Source organism: Streptomyces avicenniae (assembly GCF_000719135.1).
Lineage (GTDB): Bacteria > Actinomycetota > Actinomycetes > Streptomycetales > Streptomycetaceae > Streptomyces > Streptomyces avicenniae.
Genome location: NZ_JOEK01000008.1, coordinates 230985 through 248575, shown reverse-complemented (window position 1 = coordinate 248575; position 17591 = coordinate 230985). Strand labels below are relative to the sequence as shown.

17 protein-coding genes are annotated in these 17591 nt (G+C 73.9%); 13 read left to right on the top strand and 4 right to left on the bottom strand.

Annotation, left to right across the window (positions count from 1 at the left end; all coding sequences use genetic code 11):
* Nucleotides 1–338: 338 nt before the first annotated feature.
* From IF27_RS31100 to der, 9 genes are all read left to right on the top strand, one after another.
* Nucleotides 339–1505, top strand: coding sequence for a ParA family protein (locus IF27_RS31100; RefSeq protein WP_110945905.1), 1167 nt, complete (start codon nucleotides 339–341; stop codon nucleotides 1503–1505).
* Nucleotides 1502–2110 (top strand): hypothetical protein, encoded by a 609-nt coding sequence (locus IF27_RS14945; RefSeq protein ID WP_052850058.1) that lies wholly within the window; start codon nucleotides 1502–1504, stop codon nucleotides 2108–2110. The genes IF27_RS31100 and IF27_RS14945 overlap by 4 nt, the downstream gene beginning before the upstream one ends.
* A gap of 40 nt (nucleotides 2111–2150) precedes the next feature.
* Complete coding sequence (locus tag IF27_RS14940; protein ID WP_052850057.1) at nucleotides 2151–3275, top strand: segregation and condensation protein A; 1125 nt, start codon at nucleotides 2151–2153, stop codon at nucleotides 3273–3275.
* A 128-nt stretch (nucleotides 3276–3403) separates the two neighbouring features.
* Nucleotides 3404–3973: an SMC-Scp complex subunit ScpB gene (scpB, locus tag IF27_RS14935; protein ID WP_052850104.1), complete on the top strand. Its 570-nt coding sequence runs from the start codon at nucleotides 3404–3406 to the stop codon at nucleotides 3971–3973.
* Nucleotides 3973–5013 carry a pseudouridine synthase gene (locus IF27_RS14930; protein WP_052850056.1) on the top strand — a complete coding sequence of 347 codons (1041 nt, stop codon included), beginning with the start codon at nucleotides 3973–3975 and terminating at the stop codon, nucleotides 5011–5013. Before scpB ends, IF27_RS14930 begins: the two co-directional genes overlap by 1 nt.
* The gene (locus IF27_RS14925; protein ID WP_052850055.1) at nucleotides 5014–6099 is read left to right on the top strand and encodes a prephenate dehydrogenase; all 1086 of its coding nucleotides are present in this window, start codon (nucleotides 5014–5016) and stop codon (nucleotides 6097–6099) included.
* A gap of 117 nt (nucleotides 6100–6216) precedes the next feature.
* The gene (gene cmk / locus IF27_RS14920) at nucleotides 6217–6903 is read left to right on the top strand and encodes a (d)CMP kinase (protein WP_223291062.1); all 687 of its coding nucleotides are present in this window, start codon (nucleotides 6217–6219) and stop codon (nucleotides 6901–6903) included.
* A complete protein-coding gene (locus IF27_RS14915; protein WP_052850054.1) occupies nucleotides 6900–7550 on the top strand; it encodes a lysophospholipid acyltransferase family protein in 651 nt (216 codons plus the stop codon). Before cmk ends, IF27_RS14915 begins: the two co-directional genes overlap by 4 nt.
* A gap of 103 nt (nucleotides 7551–7653) precedes the next feature.
* Nucleotides 7654–9120 (top strand): ribosome biogenesis GTPase Der, encoded by a 1467-nt coding sequence (gene der / locus IF27_RS14910; RefSeq protein ID WP_052850053.1) that lies wholly within the window; start codon nucleotides 7654–7656, stop codon nucleotides 9118–9120.
* An 88-nt stretch (nucleotides 9121–9208) separates the two neighbouring features.
* On the opposite strand, the gene IF27_RS14905 is transcribed toward der, so the two are convergent.
* A complete protein-coding gene (locus IF27_RS14905) occupies nucleotides 9209–9505 on the bottom strand; it encodes a hypothetical protein (protein WP_052850052.1) in 297 nt (98 codons plus the stop codon).
* Nucleotides 9506–9689: 184 nt separating this feature from the next.
* Nucleotides 9690–10496, bottom strand: a complete 807-nt coding sequence (locus IF27_RS14900; RefSeq protein WP_190232967.1) for a hypothetical protein — start codon at nucleotides 10494–10496, stop codon at nucleotides 9690–9692.
* 422 nt (nucleotides 10497–10918) lie between these two features.
* Here IF27_RS14900 and IF27_RS14895 point away from each other — a divergent pair, with 422 nt between their 5' ends.
* Nucleotides 10919–11134, top strand: a complete 216-nt coding sequence (locus tag IF27_RS14895) for an I78 family peptidase inhibitor (protein ID WP_052850050.1) — start codon at nucleotides 10919–10921, stop codon at nucleotides 11132–11134.
* 15 nt (nucleotides 11135–11149) lie between these two features.
* Here IF27_RS14895 and IF27_RS14890 read toward each other — a convergent pair whose 3' ends face one another.
* Nucleotides 11150–12118, bottom strand: a complete 969-nt coding sequence (locus IF27_RS14890) for a phosphatase PAP2 family protein (protein ID WP_110945902.1) — start codon at nucleotides 12116–12118, stop codon at nucleotides 11150–11152.
* Between the two features lie 330 nt (nucleotides 12119–12448).
* Here IF27_RS14890 and IF27_RS14885 point away from each other — a divergent pair, with 330 nt between their 5' ends.
* Both IF27_RS14885 and IF27_RS14880 read left to right on the top strand, forming a co-directional pair.
* Nucleotides 12449–14080, top strand: a complete 1632-nt coding sequence (locus tag IF27_RS14885; RefSeq protein WP_052850049.1) for an MFS transporter — start codon at nucleotides 12449–12451, stop codon at nucleotides 14078–14080.
* Between the two features lie 16 nt (nucleotides 14081–14096).
* On the top strand, nucleotides 14097–15281 hold the full coding sequence (locus IF27_RS14880; protein ID WP_052850048.1) for an acyl-CoA dehydrogenase family protein: 1185 nt from the start codon (nucleotides 14097–14099) through the stop codon (nucleotides 15279–15281).
* A gap of 19 nt (nucleotides 15282–15300) precedes the next feature.
* On the opposite strand, the gene IF27_RS14875 is transcribed toward IF27_RS14880, so the two are convergent.
* On the bottom strand, nucleotides 15301–15744 hold the full coding sequence (locus IF27_RS14875) for a cell division protein SepF (RefSeq protein ID WP_052850047.1): 444 nt from the start codon (nucleotides 15742–15744) through the stop codon (nucleotides 15301–15303).
* Nucleotides 15745–16131: 387 nt separating this feature from the next.
* Here IF27_RS14875 and IF27_RS14870 point away from each other — a divergent pair, with 387 nt between their 5' ends.
* Nucleotides 16132–17052 carry a S1 family peptidase gene (locus tag IF27_RS14870; RefSeq protein ID WP_052850046.1) on the top strand — a complete coding sequence of 307 codons (921 nt, stop codon included), beginning with the start codon at nucleotides 16132–16134 and terminating at the stop codon, nucleotides 17050–17052.
* Nucleotides 17053–17591: the final 539 nt, after the last annotated feature.

The following is a 17591-nucleotide window of genomic DNA, read 5'->3' as shown; positions in this document are numbered from 1 at the left end:
CACGCCGGTCAACTCCCCGCGTCAACATCGGGAATGTCACACACCGCGTCGGCCGCGCGGCGCCCGTCCGCCGGTGGGTCGGCTTCAGGCCACTCGCCGACGAGGGGTCAACTCGCCGCGAAGATGGCCCTTTAACCGATTCGCACGCAGGGGAAACGTCCCACTGGCGCGGCTTGTGCGGTTGGCAGCCGAATGTTCGACGGCCGACACATCCGTGCCGGTCCGGCGGATTGTGTTGCTGTGGACCGCCGACACGCCATAGAGTCGCCAATCGTCGGCATGGTGCAACGCTGACTCTGTCCAGATGTTTCCTGGTCCCCAAGGAGGTAAGACGACTTGTGAATGAGTCGACAATTACTCCCGGGGGAGGACACCCAGGAGTCCAGGCCGGGCGTCACGGCGCCTTCGATCACACGGGCCCTGGCTCCGTCGCCGTCCATACCTTCGCAACCCACCAGAGCCAACTGAGCATGACTGCGCATCAGAGCACGGACGGCCATGTGACCACCACCATGGCAGCGGACCGCACGGCCGGCGACGCCGACCGTTTCCCCGACTACGAAGAGCTGCCCGACGGGCAGTTCTACGACCCCGACGCCGAGTACGAGCCCGACCCCGAGTACGCGGCCACCATCGCCCCCGACGCGGCGCGCCAGCGGCGCGAGCGCATCGGCCCGACCGGCCGCCCGCTCCCGTACTTCCCGATCCCGGGCCCCCTCACCGAGCGCGGCCCGGCCAAGATCATCGCCATGTGCAACCAGAAGGGCGGCGTCGGCAAGACCACCTCCGCCATCAATCTGGGCGCCGCCCTCGCCGAGTACGGACGCCGCGTCCTCCTCGTGGACTTCGACCCGCAGGGCGCCCTGTCGGTCGGCCTCGGCGTGAACCCGATGGAGCTGGACCTCACCATCTACAACCTGCTCATGGAGCGGGGGATGGCGCCCGACGAGGTGCTGCTGAAGACCGCCGTCGCGGGCATGGACCTGCTCCCCAGCAACATCGACCTGTCGGCGGCCGAGGTCCAGCTCGTCAGCGAGGTCGCGCGCGAGTCCACGCTCCAGCGCGCCCTGCAACCGCTGCTCGCCGACTACGACTTCATCCTCATCGACTGCCAGCCGTCCCTCGGCCTGCTCACGGTGAACGCGCTCACCGCCGCCGACAAGGTGATCGTGCCGCTCGAATGCGAGTTCTTCGCGCTGCGCGGCGTCGCGCTGCTCACCGAGACCATCGAGAAGGTCCAGGAACGGCTCAACCCCGGGCTGCACCTCGACGGCATCCTGGCGACGATGTACGACTCGCGCACCGTGCACAGCCGTGAGGTCCTCGCGCGCGTCGTCGAGGCGTTCGACGACAACGTGTACCACACGGTCATCGGCCGCACCGTCCGCTTCCCGGAGACCACGGTGGCGGGCGAGCCCATCACCACCTACGCCTCCAACTCCGTCGGGGCCGCCGCCTACCGCCAGCTCGCAAGGGAGGTGCTCGCCCGGTGCCACGCCGAGTGAGTCTCCCGGCGGCTGACGAACTCTTCCGTACCACCGGTGGGGCCGGCGTGCAGTCCTCCACCCCGCCGGACAACGGCGGGGGCGCGGAGGGCGGTGCCGCCCCACGGCTGCCCGCCCCCGCGGTCGAGCAGCAGCCCGCCGGGTCGCAGGGCGGCGAGGAGACCGCGGGCGCCGGGGCGGCGGAGGACAACCGCCGCGCCCGGCCGGGCGGCGAGCGGCCCCCGCCCGGCGGCGCGCCTGGCCGCCTGACCCGTGAGCAGGCCGCCGCCACGGGCACGGCCGCGTCCGGCACGCCCACCCCCCCCAAGCAGACGCGGAACGGCGCCGGGACGGGCGCCGCCCCCACCCCCGCCGCGCAGTCCTCCCGCCGCAACCGGTCCGCACGCCGCCCGAGCGGCCGGGAACGGCACGACGAGAAGATCACGGTCTACGTCTCCGCCGAGGAACTGATGGACCTCGAACACGCCCGGCTGGTCCTGCGCGGCGAGCACGGTCTCGCCGTGGACCGGGGGCGCATCGTGCGGGAAGCCGTCGCGGTCGTGCTGGCCGACCTCGAATCGCGCGGCGACGCGAGCATCCTCGTCCGCCGCCTGCGCGGGCGCTGACGTCCGCTTCGCCCGATACGGCGCGGTAGTCTGCCCCGCGATGACCCCGTCCGCCCCCGATCCCCGCCGCCGCCGTTCCCTCGGCCGTGGCCCGGGAACGGCGCCGCACCGACCCTCCGCCGCGCCGGAGGACGCGCCGCCCCCCGCCCCGCCGGGACACGGCACGCCCGACGACGCCCCCGGCCCCCCGCCGGGCGGCGACCGTCCCGACGTCCGAGCCCCCGACACGGCTCCGCCGGAGGAACCGGCCGCGCTGCAAGAGGCAGCCCCGCCGGACGAACCGCCCCCGCCGGAAGAACCAGCCGCGCCCCCCGGCACCGGCGCCCCCACGGCACCGGCCGCGCCGGACGACGGCCGCTTCAAGGTCGTCCTGGCGAACTTCGAAGGCCCCTTCGACCTCCTCCTCCAGCTCATCTCCCGGCACAAGATGGACGTCACCGAGGTCGCGCTCTCCCGCGTCACCGACGACTTCATGGCCCACATCCGCTCCATGGGCCCCGACTGGGACCTCGACCAGACGACCGAGTTCCTGGTCGTCGCCGCGACACTCCTCGACCTCAAGGCCGCACGGCTCCTCCCCGTCGCCCAGGTCGAGGACGAGGCCGACCTCGCGCTCCTCGAAGCCCGCGACCTGCTCTTCGCCCGCCTGCTCCAGTACCGCGCGTACAAGAAGGTCGCCGAGATCCTCGCCGGACGGCTCGCCGCCGAGGAACGCCGCCACCCCCGCACCGTCGGCCTCGAACCCCAGCACGCCGAGCTGCTGCCCGAGGTCGTCATCCGGCTCGGCCCCGAGGGGTTCGCGCGCCTCGCCGTCAAGGCCATGCAGCCGAAGCCCAGGCCGCAGGTCTACGTGGACCACATCCACGCGCCGCTCGTCAGCGTCCGTGAGCAGGCCGACATCGTCATCGCCCGCCTGCGCGAGGCGGGCGAGGCGACCTTCGCCGAGCTGACGCGCGACGCCCCCGACACCCTCACCGTCGTCGCCCGCTTCCTGGCGCTGCTTGAGCTGTACCGGGAACGCGCCGTCCTCCTCGACCAGGACGAGGCGCTGGGCCCCCTCCTCGTCCGCTGGAGCGGCGCGGCGGCGGAGGACCGCCCGCTGGTCACCGACGAGTTCGACCAGGAGACCGCGGCGGCAGCCGCGGGGAAGGACCCGCGACCATGACCGCAGACGCCGTACCCGCCCCGTCCGAGCCCACCGCGGCCGAGCCCTCTCGGACGGTGCCTCCCCAGGCCGCTCCGGCCGGGGACGTCGCGGAGCTGCCGCTGCGCCCCGCCCTCGAAGCCGTCCTCATGGTCGTGGACGAGCCCGCCACCGAGACGCACCTCGCCAAGGTCCTCGGCCGCCCCCGCCGCGCCGTCGCCGCCGCGCTGCGCGAACTGGCCGACGAGTACACCGCCCAGGGCCGCGGCTTCGAGCTGCGCCACGTCGCGGGCGGCTGGCGCTTCTACGCACGCCCCGACTACGCCCCGGCCGTCGAGGGCTTCGTCCTGGACGGCCAGCACGCACGCCTCACGCAGGCCGCGCTGGAGACCCTGGCCGTCGTCGCGTACCGCCAGCCCGTGAGCCGTTCCCGCGTCTCCGCCGTCCGGGGGGTCAACTGTGACGGGGTCATGCGGACCCTGCTCCAGCGCGGGCTGGTGGCCGAGGCGGGCACCGAACCCGAAACAGGTGCGATCCTGTACGGGACGACGCACTACTTCCTGGAGCGGATGGGCCTGGGCAGCCTGGACGAACTTCCCGAGCTGGCCCCCTTCCTCCCCGAGGCCGACCAGGTCGAGGGCGAGAGCCGGGAGGGCGTGCCGTCGTTCAGCGTGGATGCAGATGCAGACGACAGCGGCGACTCCCCAACGGATCATTGATGCGAAGCAGTGGCAGTAACGACAACCGGAACAACCGGGGCGCGGGCAAGGGCCAGGGCAGAGGCCAGGGCCAGGGTCAGGGCGACCGGCGGCAGGGGGCGGGCCGCCCCCGCCCCGAGGAGCGGCGCCACGGCCAGGGAGGCGCGTCCGGCGGCGGGCGCCCCGGCTCCGGGCAGGGCGGCGGCGGAGGCAAGGGGGCAGGCAAGCGCCGCCCCCAGGCCCCGGCGCGCTCCCGTGAGTACGAGGCCCTGATCGAGGACCGCAACCGCGAGCGGCACGCGAAGCCCGCCGCGAAGCTGCCGAAGACCTTCGGCGACCAGGAGGGCGAGCGGCTCCAGAAGGTCCTCGCCCGCGCCGGGCTCGGCTCGCGGCGCGCCTGCGAGGAACTGATCGAGCAGCGCCGCGTCGAGGTCAACGGCAAGATCGTCACCGAGCAGGGCCGCCGCGTGGACGTCGAGAAGGACGAGATCAAGGTGGACGGCCTCACGGTCGCCGCCCAGAACTACCTCTTCTTCGCCCTCAACAAGCCCGCGGGCGTCGTCTCCTCCATGGAGGACCCCGAGGGCCGCCAGTGCCTCGGCGACTACGTGCAGAACCGCGAGACGCGGCTCTTCCACGTCGGCCGTCTCGACACCGAGACCGAGGGCATCATCCTGCTCACCAACCACGGCGAGCTGGCCCACCGCCTCACGCACCCGCGTTACGGCGTCACCAAGACCTACCTCGCCGCCATCCGCGGGCCCATCCCGCGCGACCTCGGCAAGCAGCTCAAGGAGGGCGTCCAGCTGGAGGACGGCTACGCCCGCGCCGACCACTTCCGGGTGATCGAGAACACCGGCCGCGACTACCTCGTCGAGGTGTCGCTCCACGAGGGCCGCAAGCACATCGTGCGCCGCATGCTCTCCGAGGCGGGCTTCCCCGTGGACCGCCTGGTGCGCACCCACTTCGGGCCCATCGCGCTGGGCGACCAGAAGTCGGGCTGGCTGCGCCGCATGACCCACACCGAGGTCGGCCGCCTGATGAAGGAGGTCGGGCTGTAGATGCGCACCGCTCTCGTCGTCGGCACGGGCCTCATCGGCACGTCCGTGGCGCTCGCGCTGTCCGCGCGCGGCGTCCGGGTGCACCTGGAGGACCACGACCCCGACCAGCCGAAGACCGCCGCCGCCCTGGGCGCCGGGACGGACGAGCCGCCCGCGGGGGCGGTGGACCTGGCCGTCGTCGCGGTGCCCCCCGCCCACATCGCCAGGACCCTCGCCGCGCTCCAGCGGCGGGGCGCGGCGCGCGGTTACGTGGACGTGGGCAGCGTCAAGGGCGGCCCGCGCCGTGAGCTGGCCGACCTCGGCGGCGACCTCGACAGCTACCTCGGCACGCACCCCATGTCGGGCAAGGAGCGGTCGGGGCCGCTGGCCGCGACCGCCGACCTGTTCGAGGGCAGGCCCTGGGTCCTCACGCCGACGCCCGGCACCGACACCGAGGTGCTGAACCTCGCGCTCGAACTCGTCGCGCTGTGCCGGGCCGTGCCCGTCGTCATGGACGCCGACGCGCACGACCGCGCCGTCGCCCTCGTCTCCCACACGCCGCAGCTGGTCTCCAGCCTGGTCGCGGCGCGCCTGGAGGACGCGGCGGAGTCCGCGGTCCGGCTGAGCGGCCAGGGGCTGCGGGACGTCACCCGGGTCGCCGCCTCGGACCCCCGCATGTGGCTGGACATCCTCAGCACGAACCCGGGCCCGGTCGCCGACGTGCTCGCCGCCCTGGCCGGTGACCTGGACGAGGCCGTCCGCTCGCTGCGGGCCCTGGAGTCCGCCGACGAGGCGAAGCGCGACGTGGGCTTCGCCGGGGTCGAGGACCTCCTGCGGCGCGGCCGGGCAGGGCAGGACCGCGTGCCGGGCAAGCACGGCGCCGCACCGGCGGCGTACGAGACGGTCGCCGTCCACATCAGCGACCGTCCCGGCGAGCTGGCCAGGATCTTCGCCGACGCCGGTTCCGCCGGGGTCAACGTCGAGGACGTCCGTATCGAGCACGCCACCGGCCAGCAGGCCGGTCTCGTCCAGCTCATGGTGGAGCCCACGGCCGCGCCCGGTCTCATCGCCGCCCTGCGGCAGCGGGGCTGGCCGATCCGGCAGTAGGGCCGCCCGGCGGGACCGGTACCCTTCTTCCCCGGGGGGCGGCCGGTCCCGTCCCCGCCGCGCCGCAGAGGCGCGGGCCGGTAAGTGAGAAAGGTGCGCACCTCCGTGGCTGTCCCTGTGGCTGAGAACCCCGTCATCGTCGCCATCGACGGCCCCTCCGGCACGGGCAAGTCCAGCACCTCCAAGGCCGTCGCCGTCCGGCTCGGTCTCGCCTACCTCGACACCGGCGCCCAGTACCGCGCGATGACCTGGTGGATGCTGGAGAACGGCATCGACGTCGCCGACCGTGCGGCCGTCGCCGCCGCGGCGGCCAAGCCCGTCATCGTCTCCGGCACCGACCCGCGTTCCCCCACCATCACCGTGGACGGCACGGACGTCGCCGCCCCGATCCGCGGCCAGGCCGTCACCGCCGCCGTCAGCGCGGTCAGCGCCGTGCCGGAGGTCCGTACGCGCGTCACCGGCCTCCAGCGCGCCATCGCCGCCGAGGCGGGCGGCGGCATCGTCGTCGAGGGCCGCGACATCGGCACGACCGTGCTGCCGGACGCGGACGTCAAGATCTTCCTCACCGCCTCGGCCGAGGCACGGGCCGCCCGCCGCAGCGCCGAGCTGACCGGCAAGGAGGCCGCCGACGTCGCGACCACGCGGGCCGACCTCGTCCGGCGCGACGCCGCCGACGCGGGCCGCACCACGTCCCCGCTGGCCCAGGCCACGGGCGCCGTCGAGGTGGACACCACGGAGCTCACCCTCGATCAGGTGATCGAGCGCGTCGTGCGGCTCGTGGACGGGAAGCGGCGGTCGAGGTGACGGAACCGCGCGCCAGGGGCGCGGCGACGGGCAGACGGCTGGCCATCGGCATCATCAACGGCGCCTGGCGTCCGCGCGTGCTGGGCGCCTGGCGGGTCCCGCCGGGCGGCCCCGTGATCCTGGCGGTCAACCACACGCACAACGTGGACGGGCCCGTCGTGCTCGGCACCTCGCCCCGGCCGGTGCACTTCCTCGTCAAGAAGGAGGCGTTCGTCGGCCCCTTCGGTCCCTTCCTGCACGGCATCGGACAGGTCCGGGTGGACCGCGACGGCACGGACCGCACGGCCGTGACCGGCGCGCTCGACATCCTGAAGGGCGGCGGTGTTCTGGGGATATTCCCCGAGGGCACCCGTACCGAGGGCGACTTCGCCGCCCTGCGCGCCGGGCTCGCGTACTTCGCGCTCCGCTCGGGGGCGCCGGTCGTCCCGGTCGCGGTGCTGGGCAGCAACGAGCGGCGCGGCCGTCTCCTGCCGGGCCTGCCGCCGCTGCGCAGCCGGATCGACGTCGTCTTCGGCGACCCGTTCCCCGCCGCGCCTGAAGGGGCCGGCGGGCGGCGTACGCGGGCGGCGCTCGACCAGGCCACCGTGCGCCTCCAGGAGCGGCTGACCGCGCACCTGAAGGACGCCCGCCGTCTCACCGGTCGCTGAGCGACACTGGTCACCGGGGGCCACGCGCACGCCCCCTCCCCGCGCCCCCGGCGGCGCGGCCCACCGACAGACAGCACCACCGACGGACGAGGTACAGAACTCCATGACCGACCACAACCACCCAGGCACCGATGCCCCGCTCGGTGCCCTCGGGGGCGCCGAGTACGAGGAGTTCATGGCCCTCGCCGCCGAGGAGGGCTTCGAGGCGGACGAGATCGCGGGCGAGCTGGCCGCCGCCACGGCGGGCCCGCTGCCCGTCCTCGCCGTCGTCGGGCGGCCCAACGTGGGCAAGTCCACGCTGGTCAACCGCATCCTCGGCCGCCGTGAGGCCGTCGTCGAGGACAGGCCGGGCGTGACCCGCGACCGCGTGACGTACGAGGCGGAGTGGTCGGGCCGCCGCTTCAAGGTCGTGGACACCGGCGGCTGGGAGCAGGACGTCCTCGGCATCCAGGCGTCCGTCGCCGCGCAGGCCGAGTTCGCCATCGAGGCGGCCGACGCCGTCGTCCTCGTCGTGGACGCCACGGTCGGCGCCACCGACACGGACGAGGCCGTCGTGCGGCTGCTGCGCCGCTCGGGCAAGCCCGTGGTGCTGTGCGCCAACAAGGTGGACGGCCCCTCGTCCGAGTCGGACGCCGCCTACCTGTGGTCCCTCGGCCTCGGCGAGCCGCAGCCCGTCTCCGCGCTGCACGGCCGCGGCACCGGCGACATGCTCGACAAGGTCCTCGAAGTCCTGCCCGACGCGCCCAGGGAGACGTTCGGCACGACGCTCGGCGGCCCGCGCCGTATCGCGCTGATCGGCCGTCCCAACGTCGGCAAGTCCTCGCTGCTGAACAAGGTGGCGGGGGAGGAGCGCGTCGTCGTCGATCCCATGGCGGGCACCACCCGCGACCCGGTGGACGAGCTGATCGAGCTGGGCGGCGAGACATGGCGCTTCGTCGATACGGCGGGCATCAGGCGCCGCGTGCACCTCCAGGACGGCGCGGACTACTACGCGTCCCTGCGCACGGCCGCCGCGCTGGGCAAGGCCGAGGCCGCGGTCGTGCTGATCGACGTCACCGAGCCGATCAGCGTGCAGGACACCCGCATCATCACGATGACCGTGGACGCCGGGCGCGCCCTGGTGATCGCGTACAACAAGTGGGACCAGCTGGACGACGAGCGCCGGTACTACCTGGAGCGCGAGATCGAGCAGGAGCTGGTCCAGGTCCAGTGGGCGCCGCGCGTCAACATCTCGGCGCGCACCGGCCGGCACATGGAGAAGCTGGTGCCCGCCATCGAGACGGCGCTCGCGGGCTGGGAGAGCCGCGTCCCGACCGGCAAGCTGAACGCCTTCCTCGGCGAGATCGTCGCCTCCCACCCGCACCCGGTGCGGGGCGGGAAGCAGCCGCGCATCCTCTTCGGCACCCAGGCGGGCACGCGTCCGCCGCGGTTCGTGCTCTTCGCGTCAGGATTCCTTGAGGCGGGCTACCGGCGCTTCCTGGAGCGGCGGCTGCGCGAGGAGTTCGGCTTCGAGGGCACGCCGATCCAGGTGTCGGTGCGCGTGCGCGAGAAGCGCGGGCGCAAGAAGTAGGCGGGGCCCGGGAGGGCCCCCGGGGTATGCGGAAGGGCCGCGCACACGCGCGGCCCTTCCGCATACCCCTCCGCCCCGGCGAACGGCGTCACAGGCCCTGCGGCGCGGCGTGCGCCCCCGGGTCCTGACGCGACGGCAGCACCGCGGGCACGAGCGCGGCGGGCGCGTGGAGCGACCCCGCGTAGCCGTACCCGTACGCCGCCAGTGCGCTGCCGGGGCCGTGCCCGTGCTGCGCGCCGTGGAACGAGCCGAAGGCGACGAACGCCAGATGCTCCTCGCCCGAGCGGTCCCCGGGCAGGGACCGGAACAGCCGCCGGTACTCGGCGCACAGGGCGTCGAAGATGGGTGTCTCCGACGTCACCGCGTGCTCGTACGGCGCCCGCATGCCGGGAATCCCGGTGCGGGTCGTCGCGTGCCGGGGCGAGTGCTGCGGTCGGGAAGGGTCGTATGGGTGCACGCCCCTCCAACGAGCGGGCCGTCGGACGGATGCGGGGCGCGGGAGCGCTCTACCCGATCGCCTCGGCCCGCGCCCCGGCTCCCGGCGCGGGCCGCGTGCCCGGTGACGGGGCTCAGGTGCCCGCGAGCGGCATCGCCGCCGCCACGAGGAGCCCGCCCGCCGCCGCCTTCTCCAGGGCCTCCCGCATGAGGTCCTCGCGCGGCTGCTGCCCGATCGCACCGGCCGGCGCGCAGTACACCAGCACGTTGTTCTGCTGGTTGGCGCTGGCACGCCAGCCGTCGGTGACGGCGAGCGGCTGGTGGGCCTGCCACCAGGCGATCGGCTGGCCGCCCGGGTTGGCCTGGAGCACCGCGTGCAGCTGCCCCATGGCCACCAGCACGGACCAGCCGGGCAGCTTCTGCGGCGGGGAGGCGACGTCGGTGACGGGCACGAACCCGGCCTCGATGAGCAGCGGCAGGAAGTCGTCGCCAGGCCCGTCCGCGCCGGGCCGCGCGATCGGGCCCGTCGGCTCCACGACGATCGCCGGGAACAGCTGCTCGTTCACCAGGATCTGACCGCAGGTCACGCCGAGGACGGCCTGCTCGGCCGGGAGGTCCGCGCCGTCCGGGGCGAGGGCCTGGGCGGGCACGCTCCCCACGGGGCTGTCGCCGGTCAGCGACCGCACGGCCCCCTTGAGCTGTTCCTCGGAGACCGCCACGACCTGCGAGGGGATGCACGAGGCGTGGGCGAAGGCCAGGACGGCGGTCTCCTCCCCGACGAACAGCACCGTGCTCGTGTGCTCCTGCTCGGTGTTGCCCGGGGTCCGGCAGGAGGTGCAGTCGTAGCTGCCCGGGGCGTTCTCGCCGGCGAGCAGCCGTTCGGCTTCTTCGTCGCCGATCTCGGCGCGTACGTCGTCGCTGACGTCGAGCAAGGGGGACACTGTCGCTCCTCGGTTCGGGCTGTGGCATCTCGGGCGCCCCGCCGTGGGCGGCGAGGTGCCCCGTGCTCAACGGACAAGGCGGCGCCCGGGTCACGCCCGAGGGGCGGTCAATCCTGCCCGGCGTCGCGTCCACCCCCCGCCGCGCCCGCGCGAGGGGGGCACCACCGTTTAACCCCGCCGTCCCTCCCGTTCACCGTGGAGGTGAATTCGGGGTGTCGCGAATTGTGTTCACGGGGCGTCGGGAAGCGCGTCGTGAATTCCTTCCCTCCTGCCGCGGAGGTGAATAGGGGAAGGCGTGCGTGAACGTCCGGGCGGTGTTGGGCCGAACGGGTGGCGCGGGCCGCCGCTGTGACACAAGCGTGACAGTTCCCCGGCCCGGCCGGGACTTCCTGCTGATCCCGCGCAGGCCGTACGGTGGCCGCATGGCACCCATACCGCGACCGCAGCAGCCGCCGCAGGACGTCCCCGACAGCTACGTCGGCATGCGCGCCGACGACGCCGAACGCCGTGCCACGGACCGGGGCTGGGCCCGGGTCCGCAGGCTGGCGCCCGACGCGATCGTCACCATGGAGTTCATGCCGGGACGGCTCAACCTGGCCGTGCAGGACGGCGAGGTGGTGCGCTGCTGGCAGGGCTGACCGGGGCGGGCCCGGTCAGTGGCTCCCCACCGGCCGCACCGGGTGTTCCGGGTGGCCCGTGTGCCCGGGGTGCGCCGGGTGGTCCGGCTGGTGCGGGTGCGCGTGCGGCCCCGTGGCGCGCAGCCGGATCGCGCCGATGCGCGCGGGTTCCCCGGCCACGGCCCGCTGCTCGTCCGCCACACGCGCCGACGCGGCCACCGGACGGGGCGTGGGGCCCAGCGGGCGCAGCGCCCCGGCACGGGGCCGGGAGGCGGCGCCGAGGGCGTAGCCCCACAGCCCGAGCACGATCCGCTCGACACGGGTGATGAGCGGTTCGCACCAGGGGAGCGCCAGGAGGATCAGCAGCCCCGCGGCCCAGCCGAGCAGGACGTCGCTCACCCAGTGGGTGCCCAGGTAGACGGTGGTGGCGCCGACGCCGAGCGCGCACAGGGCGGCGATCACGGAAAGGGCGCGCCTGGCGCGGGGCGTGGTGGCCAGATAGGCGAGGATCCCCCAGGTCACCACGGCGTTGGCGGTGTGGCCCGAGGGAAATATATCGCCGGTCAGGAACATCTCGTTCGAGCCCATGACCGTCGCGTAGTGCGGCCCTTCGCGGCCCATGCCGAGCTTCGCGGCGCCCACCGTGACGTTCAGCAGCAGCAGCGCGCAGGCCATCACCAGCAGCGGGCGCGGGGTGCGCTGCCGCCAGGAGCGCCAGCCGAGCCACGCCGCGACCAGGGCGGCGGTCGGGCCGCGCTGGCCGAGGACCACGAAGTAGTCGAGGAACGCGTGCATCTCCGGCCACTGCTTGTACGGCCGGAACAGCATCACCTGCCAGTCCAGCCGGACGAGCCAGGACGTGCTGAGGACCGCCGCCACGATGGCCGCGTAGAAGCCCAGGGTGGCCCACAGCAGCGCGGCACGCGTGCGGCTCATCCCAGGAGCCGGCGCGTCGGGTGGCGCGGGCTCCTGTTCGAGGCGGGCGAGGAGTCGGTCGGTACGCACTTTTTCAAGATTACAGCCCGTGATAGCAGCCCTCCTGCGCGGCCCCGCCTTCGTAATGGCTATGTGATGTATGGACCGTCAATTCACCCGCCCGGCTTCGCCCCGTTTTTGCGAATGCGGGGCATCCCGGAATTGTGTTCCTGTCAATTACCGCGAGGGTGAAGGGTGTTTTGCGCGGTGCCCCGCAGGTGAACGCCGCCCCTTGTCCCCGTGACGGGCTGCCGTAGTCTGTCTGACCATCTGCCCGCACCACCGTGCCCGGCGCGGCGCGCGCCGTCGGGAGTCCCCCGCGGTGGCGGGGACACCGTCCGCGCGGAGGAAAGGTGCCCCATGTCCGGGATCGCCCCGCCCGGAGTCCGCTCCCGCGCCGTGAACCGCTGGACGGTCCTCGTCGTGCTCTGCGTGAGCCTGCTGGTCGTCGCCGTCGATGCCACGGTGCTGCACGTCGCCGTCCCGGCCGTCAGCGAGGACCTGCGGCCCAGCGGCGTCGAACTGCTGTGGATCGTTGACGCCTACCCCCTGGTGTGCGCGTCGCTGCTCATCCTCTTCGGCACGCTCGGCGACCGTGTCGGCCGCCGCCGCGTGCTGCTGATCGGCTACGGCTGCTTCGCGCTCGCGTCCGCCGCCGCCGCGTACGCCTCCGGGGCCGGTGTGCTGATCGCCGCCCGCGCGCTGCTGGGCGTCGGCGGGGCGATGATCATGCCCGCCACGCTGTCCATCCTCCGCCAGGTCTTCCCCGACAGACGTGAACGCGCCCTCGCCATCGGCGTGTGGAGCGCCGTGGCCGCCGTGGGCGCCGCGCTCGGCCCGCTGGTCGGCGGCGTGCTGCTCGAACACTTCTGGTGGGGCTCGGTCTTCCTCGTGAACCTGCCCCTGATGGCCGTCTGCCTGCCCGCGGCCCGCGCGCTGCTGCCCGAGTCCACCGGCGACCGCACGGGCCCCTGGGACGTGACGGGCGCCCTGATGGCCGCCGCCGGGCTGTTCTCCGTGATCCTCGCGGTCAAACGGGCGGGCGGCGGCGACCTGTTCACCGCGGGCACGGTGCTCGCGGCGGGCGGCGGCGCGCTGCTGCTCGTCCTGTTCGCGCGGCGCCAGCGGCGGCTGCCTGAACCGCTGGTTGATCTGGCGGCGTTCGCCAGGCCCGCGTTCGGCACGGCGGTCGGCTGCATCGTGCTGACGGTGCTCGCGCTCGTCGGCCTGGCGCTCGTGGCGGCGCAGTACCTCCAGCTCGTCCTCGGTCTCTCGCCGCTGGAGACGGGCCTGCGGCTGCTGCCGCTCAGCGTCGCCGCGATCGCCGCCGGGCTCGCCGGTTCGCGCCTGCTGGACGCCCTGGGGCCGCGCCGCATGGTGGCCGCCGGGTTCGTGCTGACGGCGGTGGCCGTCCTGGTGCTCATATCCCTGGACGACCACGACCGGCCGCTCCTCATGGTCACCGGCTTCGTCCTGCTCGGCTTCGGCCTGGAGACGACGCTGTTCGCCTCCTACGAGTCGATGCTGAACGACGTGCCCGTGCGGCAGGCGGGCGGCGCGGCGGCCATCGGCGAGACGGCGTACCAGTTCGGCGCCGGGCTCGGCATCGCCGTGCTCGGCAGCATCATGAACGCGGTGTACGGGCCCGCCGTCCAGCGGTTCAAGGGCGTCTCGCCGACGGACAGCGCCGCCGCGGGGCACTCGCTGGGCGAGGCGTACACGGTGGCGTCCGACGTCGGCGGCGGGACGGGGGAGGCCCTGCGGCAGGCGGCGCGCGAGGCGTTCGTCCACGGCATGAAGGTCACCCTGGTGGTCAGCGCCGTCCTCCTGCTCGCGGGCGCCGTCGCCGCCCGGCGCCTGCCGCGCGGCCTGCAAGGACCCGCGCTCCACGGCGCCGACCGGGCCGGGGAGTCCGCTTGCCCCGGGGCGGCGGGGGACCGTAGCGTCGCGGCACGCGCGGCCGGGCCCGTCCCCCCGCGCGGCGACAGCTGACGAAAGGCGCCCCGCCGTGCAGGACCGTCCCGTCTTCGACCCCGCCGATCCCCTCGGCATCGACGAACTCCTCGGTGACGACGACCTCGCCGTCCGCGCCGCCGCGCGCCGCTGGGCCGCCGACCACGTCCTGCCGTACGTCGCCGACTGGTACGAGCGCGGCGAACTGCCCGACCCGCGCGGCCTCGCCCGCGGCCTCGGCGCCCTGGGCGCCCTCGGGATGCCGCTGGAGGGCTACGGCTGCGCGGGCGCGTCGGCCGTCCAGTACGGGCTGGTCTGCCTGGAGCTGGAGGCCGCCGACTCGGGCATCCGCTCCCTCGTCTCCGTGCAGGGCTCCCTCGCCATGTACGCGATCCACCGGTACGGCTCCGAGGAGCAGCGCCGCGCCTGGCTGCCCGGGATGGCCGCAGGGGAGACCGTCGGCTGCTTCGCCCTCACCGAGCCCGACCACGGCTCCGACCCGTCCGGCATGCGCACCCGCGCCGAACGCGACGGCCGCGGCTGGCTGCTGACCGGCCGCAAGACGTGGATCACCAACGGGTCGATCGCCGACGTCGCCGTCGTCTGGGCCAGGACGGACGACGGCGTGCGCGGCTTCCTCGTCCCCGCGGGCACCCCCGGATTCACCGCCACGCCCATCCGGCACAAGGGCTCGCTGCGCGCCTCGGTGACGAGCGAGCTGCTGCTGGAGGGGGTGCGCCTGCCGGACGAGGCGGTCCTCGCCGACGCGCGGGGGTTGCGGGCGCCGCTGAGCTGCCTGAGCCACGCGCGGTACGGCATCGTCTGGGGCGTGCTCGGCGCGGCGCGCACCTGCTTCCGTACGGCCCTGGAGTACGCGGGGACGCGCGAGCAGTTCGGCAGGCCCATCGGCGGCTTCCAGCTGACGCAGGCGAAGCTCGCCGACATGGCGGTGGAGCTGAACAAGGGGCTGCTGCTCGCCCTCCACCTCGGCCGCCGCATGGACGCCGGGCGGCTCCTGCCCGAGCAGGTCAGCCTCGGCAAGCTGGGCAACGTGCGCGAGGCGCTGGACATCTGCCGCACCGCCCGGACGATCCTGGGCGCGAACGGCATCTCGTGGGAGTACCCGGTGATGCGCCACATGGCGAACCTGGAGACGGTCCTCACGTACGAGGGCACCAGTGAGATGCATCAACTGGTGCTCGGCAAGGCGCTCACCGGACGGGACGCGTTCCGCGGCTGACCCGCCCGGTGGGGGCGGATCAGCTCTGGTTGTAGAAGCCGTCCTCGGCGGAACGGTCCCGCTGCGCGGTCACGATCTGGTAGTCGGCCGGTGTGAGCAGGAACACGCGGTTGGCGACCCGCTCGATGGTGCCCCGCAGACCGAAGGTGAGCCCGGCCGCGAAGTCCACGACGCGCTTGGCGTCGCCCGAGTCGAGGACCGTCAGGTTGATCACGACCGGCACGCCGTCGCGGAACAGCTCGCCGATGCGGCGCGCGTCCCCGAAGCCGTCGGGCGTGACCGTGGCGATACGGCCGCCCTGGTCCTGCGCGACCTCGGCCGCGACCCTGACCCGCGGGTCGGTGGTCCACGGACCGGCGTCGTCGCCGGGCTCGGGGCCCTCCGCGTACTCGTCGTCGTAGTAGCGCATCTCGCGGTCCTCGACGAGACCCAGCCAGGCGCTCGCCTTTCGTACCGATCCCATGGATGCCTCCTCTCCTCCCGGGCGGCGGCCTAACCCCGTCCGCATCCCCCCCATGGTCGTCCATCATGCGGATGATGCGCCAAGGGTATGCCCATCCGATCCCGTTTTCGTGACGGTTCTGGTGCATTCGATGTGCGGCTTCATCAGCGGCGTTGCCGTTCACGCATGCTGACTGCGAGTAAGTTTCACGCGGCCCGCCGATTGGGTGACGGAAGCGTGCGCGCGGTGTCCAAAAGGCGTTCTTTTCAACGGCGTCGGCGGTGAGAAGACTCTGCACCAGCGCTTGTCAGGGTCATGGCGGACGGGGCGCCCCGTCCGCCGTCCCTGGCCACGCCTCACCCCTGCCCAGACAGCCATGGGCTCCGGATTCCTTACCTGGAGGATCAAGTGGGTTTGAAGCGCACCAACCCCCACGGGCGGATGTCCCGTCGGCTCCGCCTGGCCGCCGCGGCGTCCGGCCTGCTCGCCGCCGCCGCGTTCGTCATGCCGAGCACGGCCTCGGCCGAGCCGGTCTCCACCTTCAGCTCCTCGCAGCTGTCGGCCGCCAGCGCCGCGGTGCTCGACGCCGACGTCGCGGGCACGGCCTGGACGGTGGACAAGCAGTCGGGCCGCGTCGTCGTGACCGCGGACGAGACGGTCTCGAACGCCGAGATCGCCGAGCTGCGCAGCAGCGCGGGCGCCCTCTCCGGCGCCCTGACGGTGGAGCGCACCGAGGGCACGCTGGAGCGGTACCTGGCCGGTGGCGACCCGATCTACGCCTCCCTCGGCTGGCGCTGCTCGGCGGGCTTCAACGTCTCGATCGGCGGCGCCGCGTACTTCCTGACGGCGGGCCACTGCACGGACGGCTACCCCGGCTGGTACACCAACCCGTCGCTGACCACGTACATCGGCCCGACGGTCGGCTCCAGCTTCCCGGGCAACGACTACGGCCTGGTGCGGTACGACAACGCGTCCGTCCCGCGTCCCGGCGTGGTCAACCTGTACAACGGCACCACGGTGGACATCACCGGCGCCGCGAACCCGTCGGTCGGCCAGGCGGCGCAGCGCTCCGGCAGCACCACCGGCCTGCGCAGCGGCTCGATCACCGGTCTCAACTACACGGTGAACTACGGCGGCGGTGACATCGTCTCCGGCCTGATCAGGACCAACATCTGCGCCGAGCCCGGCGACAGTGGTGGCCCGCTGTTCTCCGGCCGCACCGCCCTCGGCCTCACCTCCGGCGGCAACGGCAACTGCAGCGTCGGCGGCACGACGTACTTCCAGCCGGTCGTCGAGGCCCTGAGCGCCTACGGGGCGACCATCCTCTGACGCACGACGCACCTCCGCAGGACGCTGCGCCCCGCCGGTCCCCGACCGGCGGGGCGCAGTGCTGTTCCGGGCACGGCCGCGGGGGCGCGGCCGTGCCCGGTGCGTGTGTCCGCCGGTGGTGTCGTCCTGTGGTCCCCGCCGCCACGTGGCCCGTGCGAGGCGGTGCGGGGCGGTGCGGGGACGCGTGGGCGGACGGCGGCTCAGGCGCCTTCCCCTGCCGCGCCGTCGGCCGCGACGCCCGTCCGGCGCCCGGGGCCGCACGAGGCCGCACGAGCCCGCGTACGCCCGTGACCTGCGCGTACGGCCCGCCCCGCGGTGTTCCCCGCGCTCCGCCCGACGGCCCTGCGCGCGGCCTTGTCCGGCGCGCACGGCGGCCTCCTGACGGCCCGCCACCCGCCGGGCGCGGCGGACGGACGGCGGGGCGCCCGCGCCGTGACGCGCGTCACCTCACATCTGTTCGAGCGGACGGGTATGTGGGTGAAACGCGCGTAGCCACCGGCGATTTCCAGACAGGTCCAGACCACTCGACGGGGTGGATG

Bases quoted from the DNA above. Each gene is read 5' to 3' on its own strand.
- IF27_RS14940 (WP_052850057.1), top strand. From the start codon at position 2,151: ATGACCCCGTCCGCCCCCGATCCCCGCCGCCGCCGTTCCCTCGGCCGT.
- scpB (WP_052850104.1), top strand. From the start codon at position 3,404: ATGGTCGTGGACGAGCCCGCCACCGAGACGCACCTCGCCAAGGTCCTC.
- IF27_RS14930 (WP_052850056.1), top strand. From the start codon at position 3,973: ATGCGAAGCAGTGGCAGTAACGACAACCGGAACAACCGGGGCGCGGGC.
- IF27_RS14925 (WP_052850055.1), top strand. From the start codon at position 5,014: ATGCGCACCGCTCTCGTCGTCGGCACGGGCCTCATCGGCACGTCCGTG.
- der (WP_052850053.1), top strand. From the start codon at position 7,654: ATGACCGACCACAACCACCCAGGCACCGATGCCCCGCTCGGTGCCCTC.
- IF27_RS14905 (WP_052850052.1), bottom strand. From the start codon at position 9,505: ATGCGGGCGCCGTACGAGCACGCGGTGACGTCGGAGACACCCATCTTC.
- IF27_RS14895 (WP_052850050.1), top strand. From the start codon at position 10,919: ATGGCACCCATACCGCGACCGCAGCAGCCGCCGCAGGACGTCCCCGAC.
- IF27_RS14885 (WP_052850049.1), top strand. From the start codon at position 12,449: ATGTCCGGGATCGCCCCGCCCGGAGTCCGCTCCCGCGCCGTGAACCGC.
- IF27_RS14875 (WP_052850047.1), bottom strand. From the start codon at position 15,744: ATGGGATCGGTACGAAAGGCGAGCGCCTGGCTGGGTCTCGTCGAGGAC.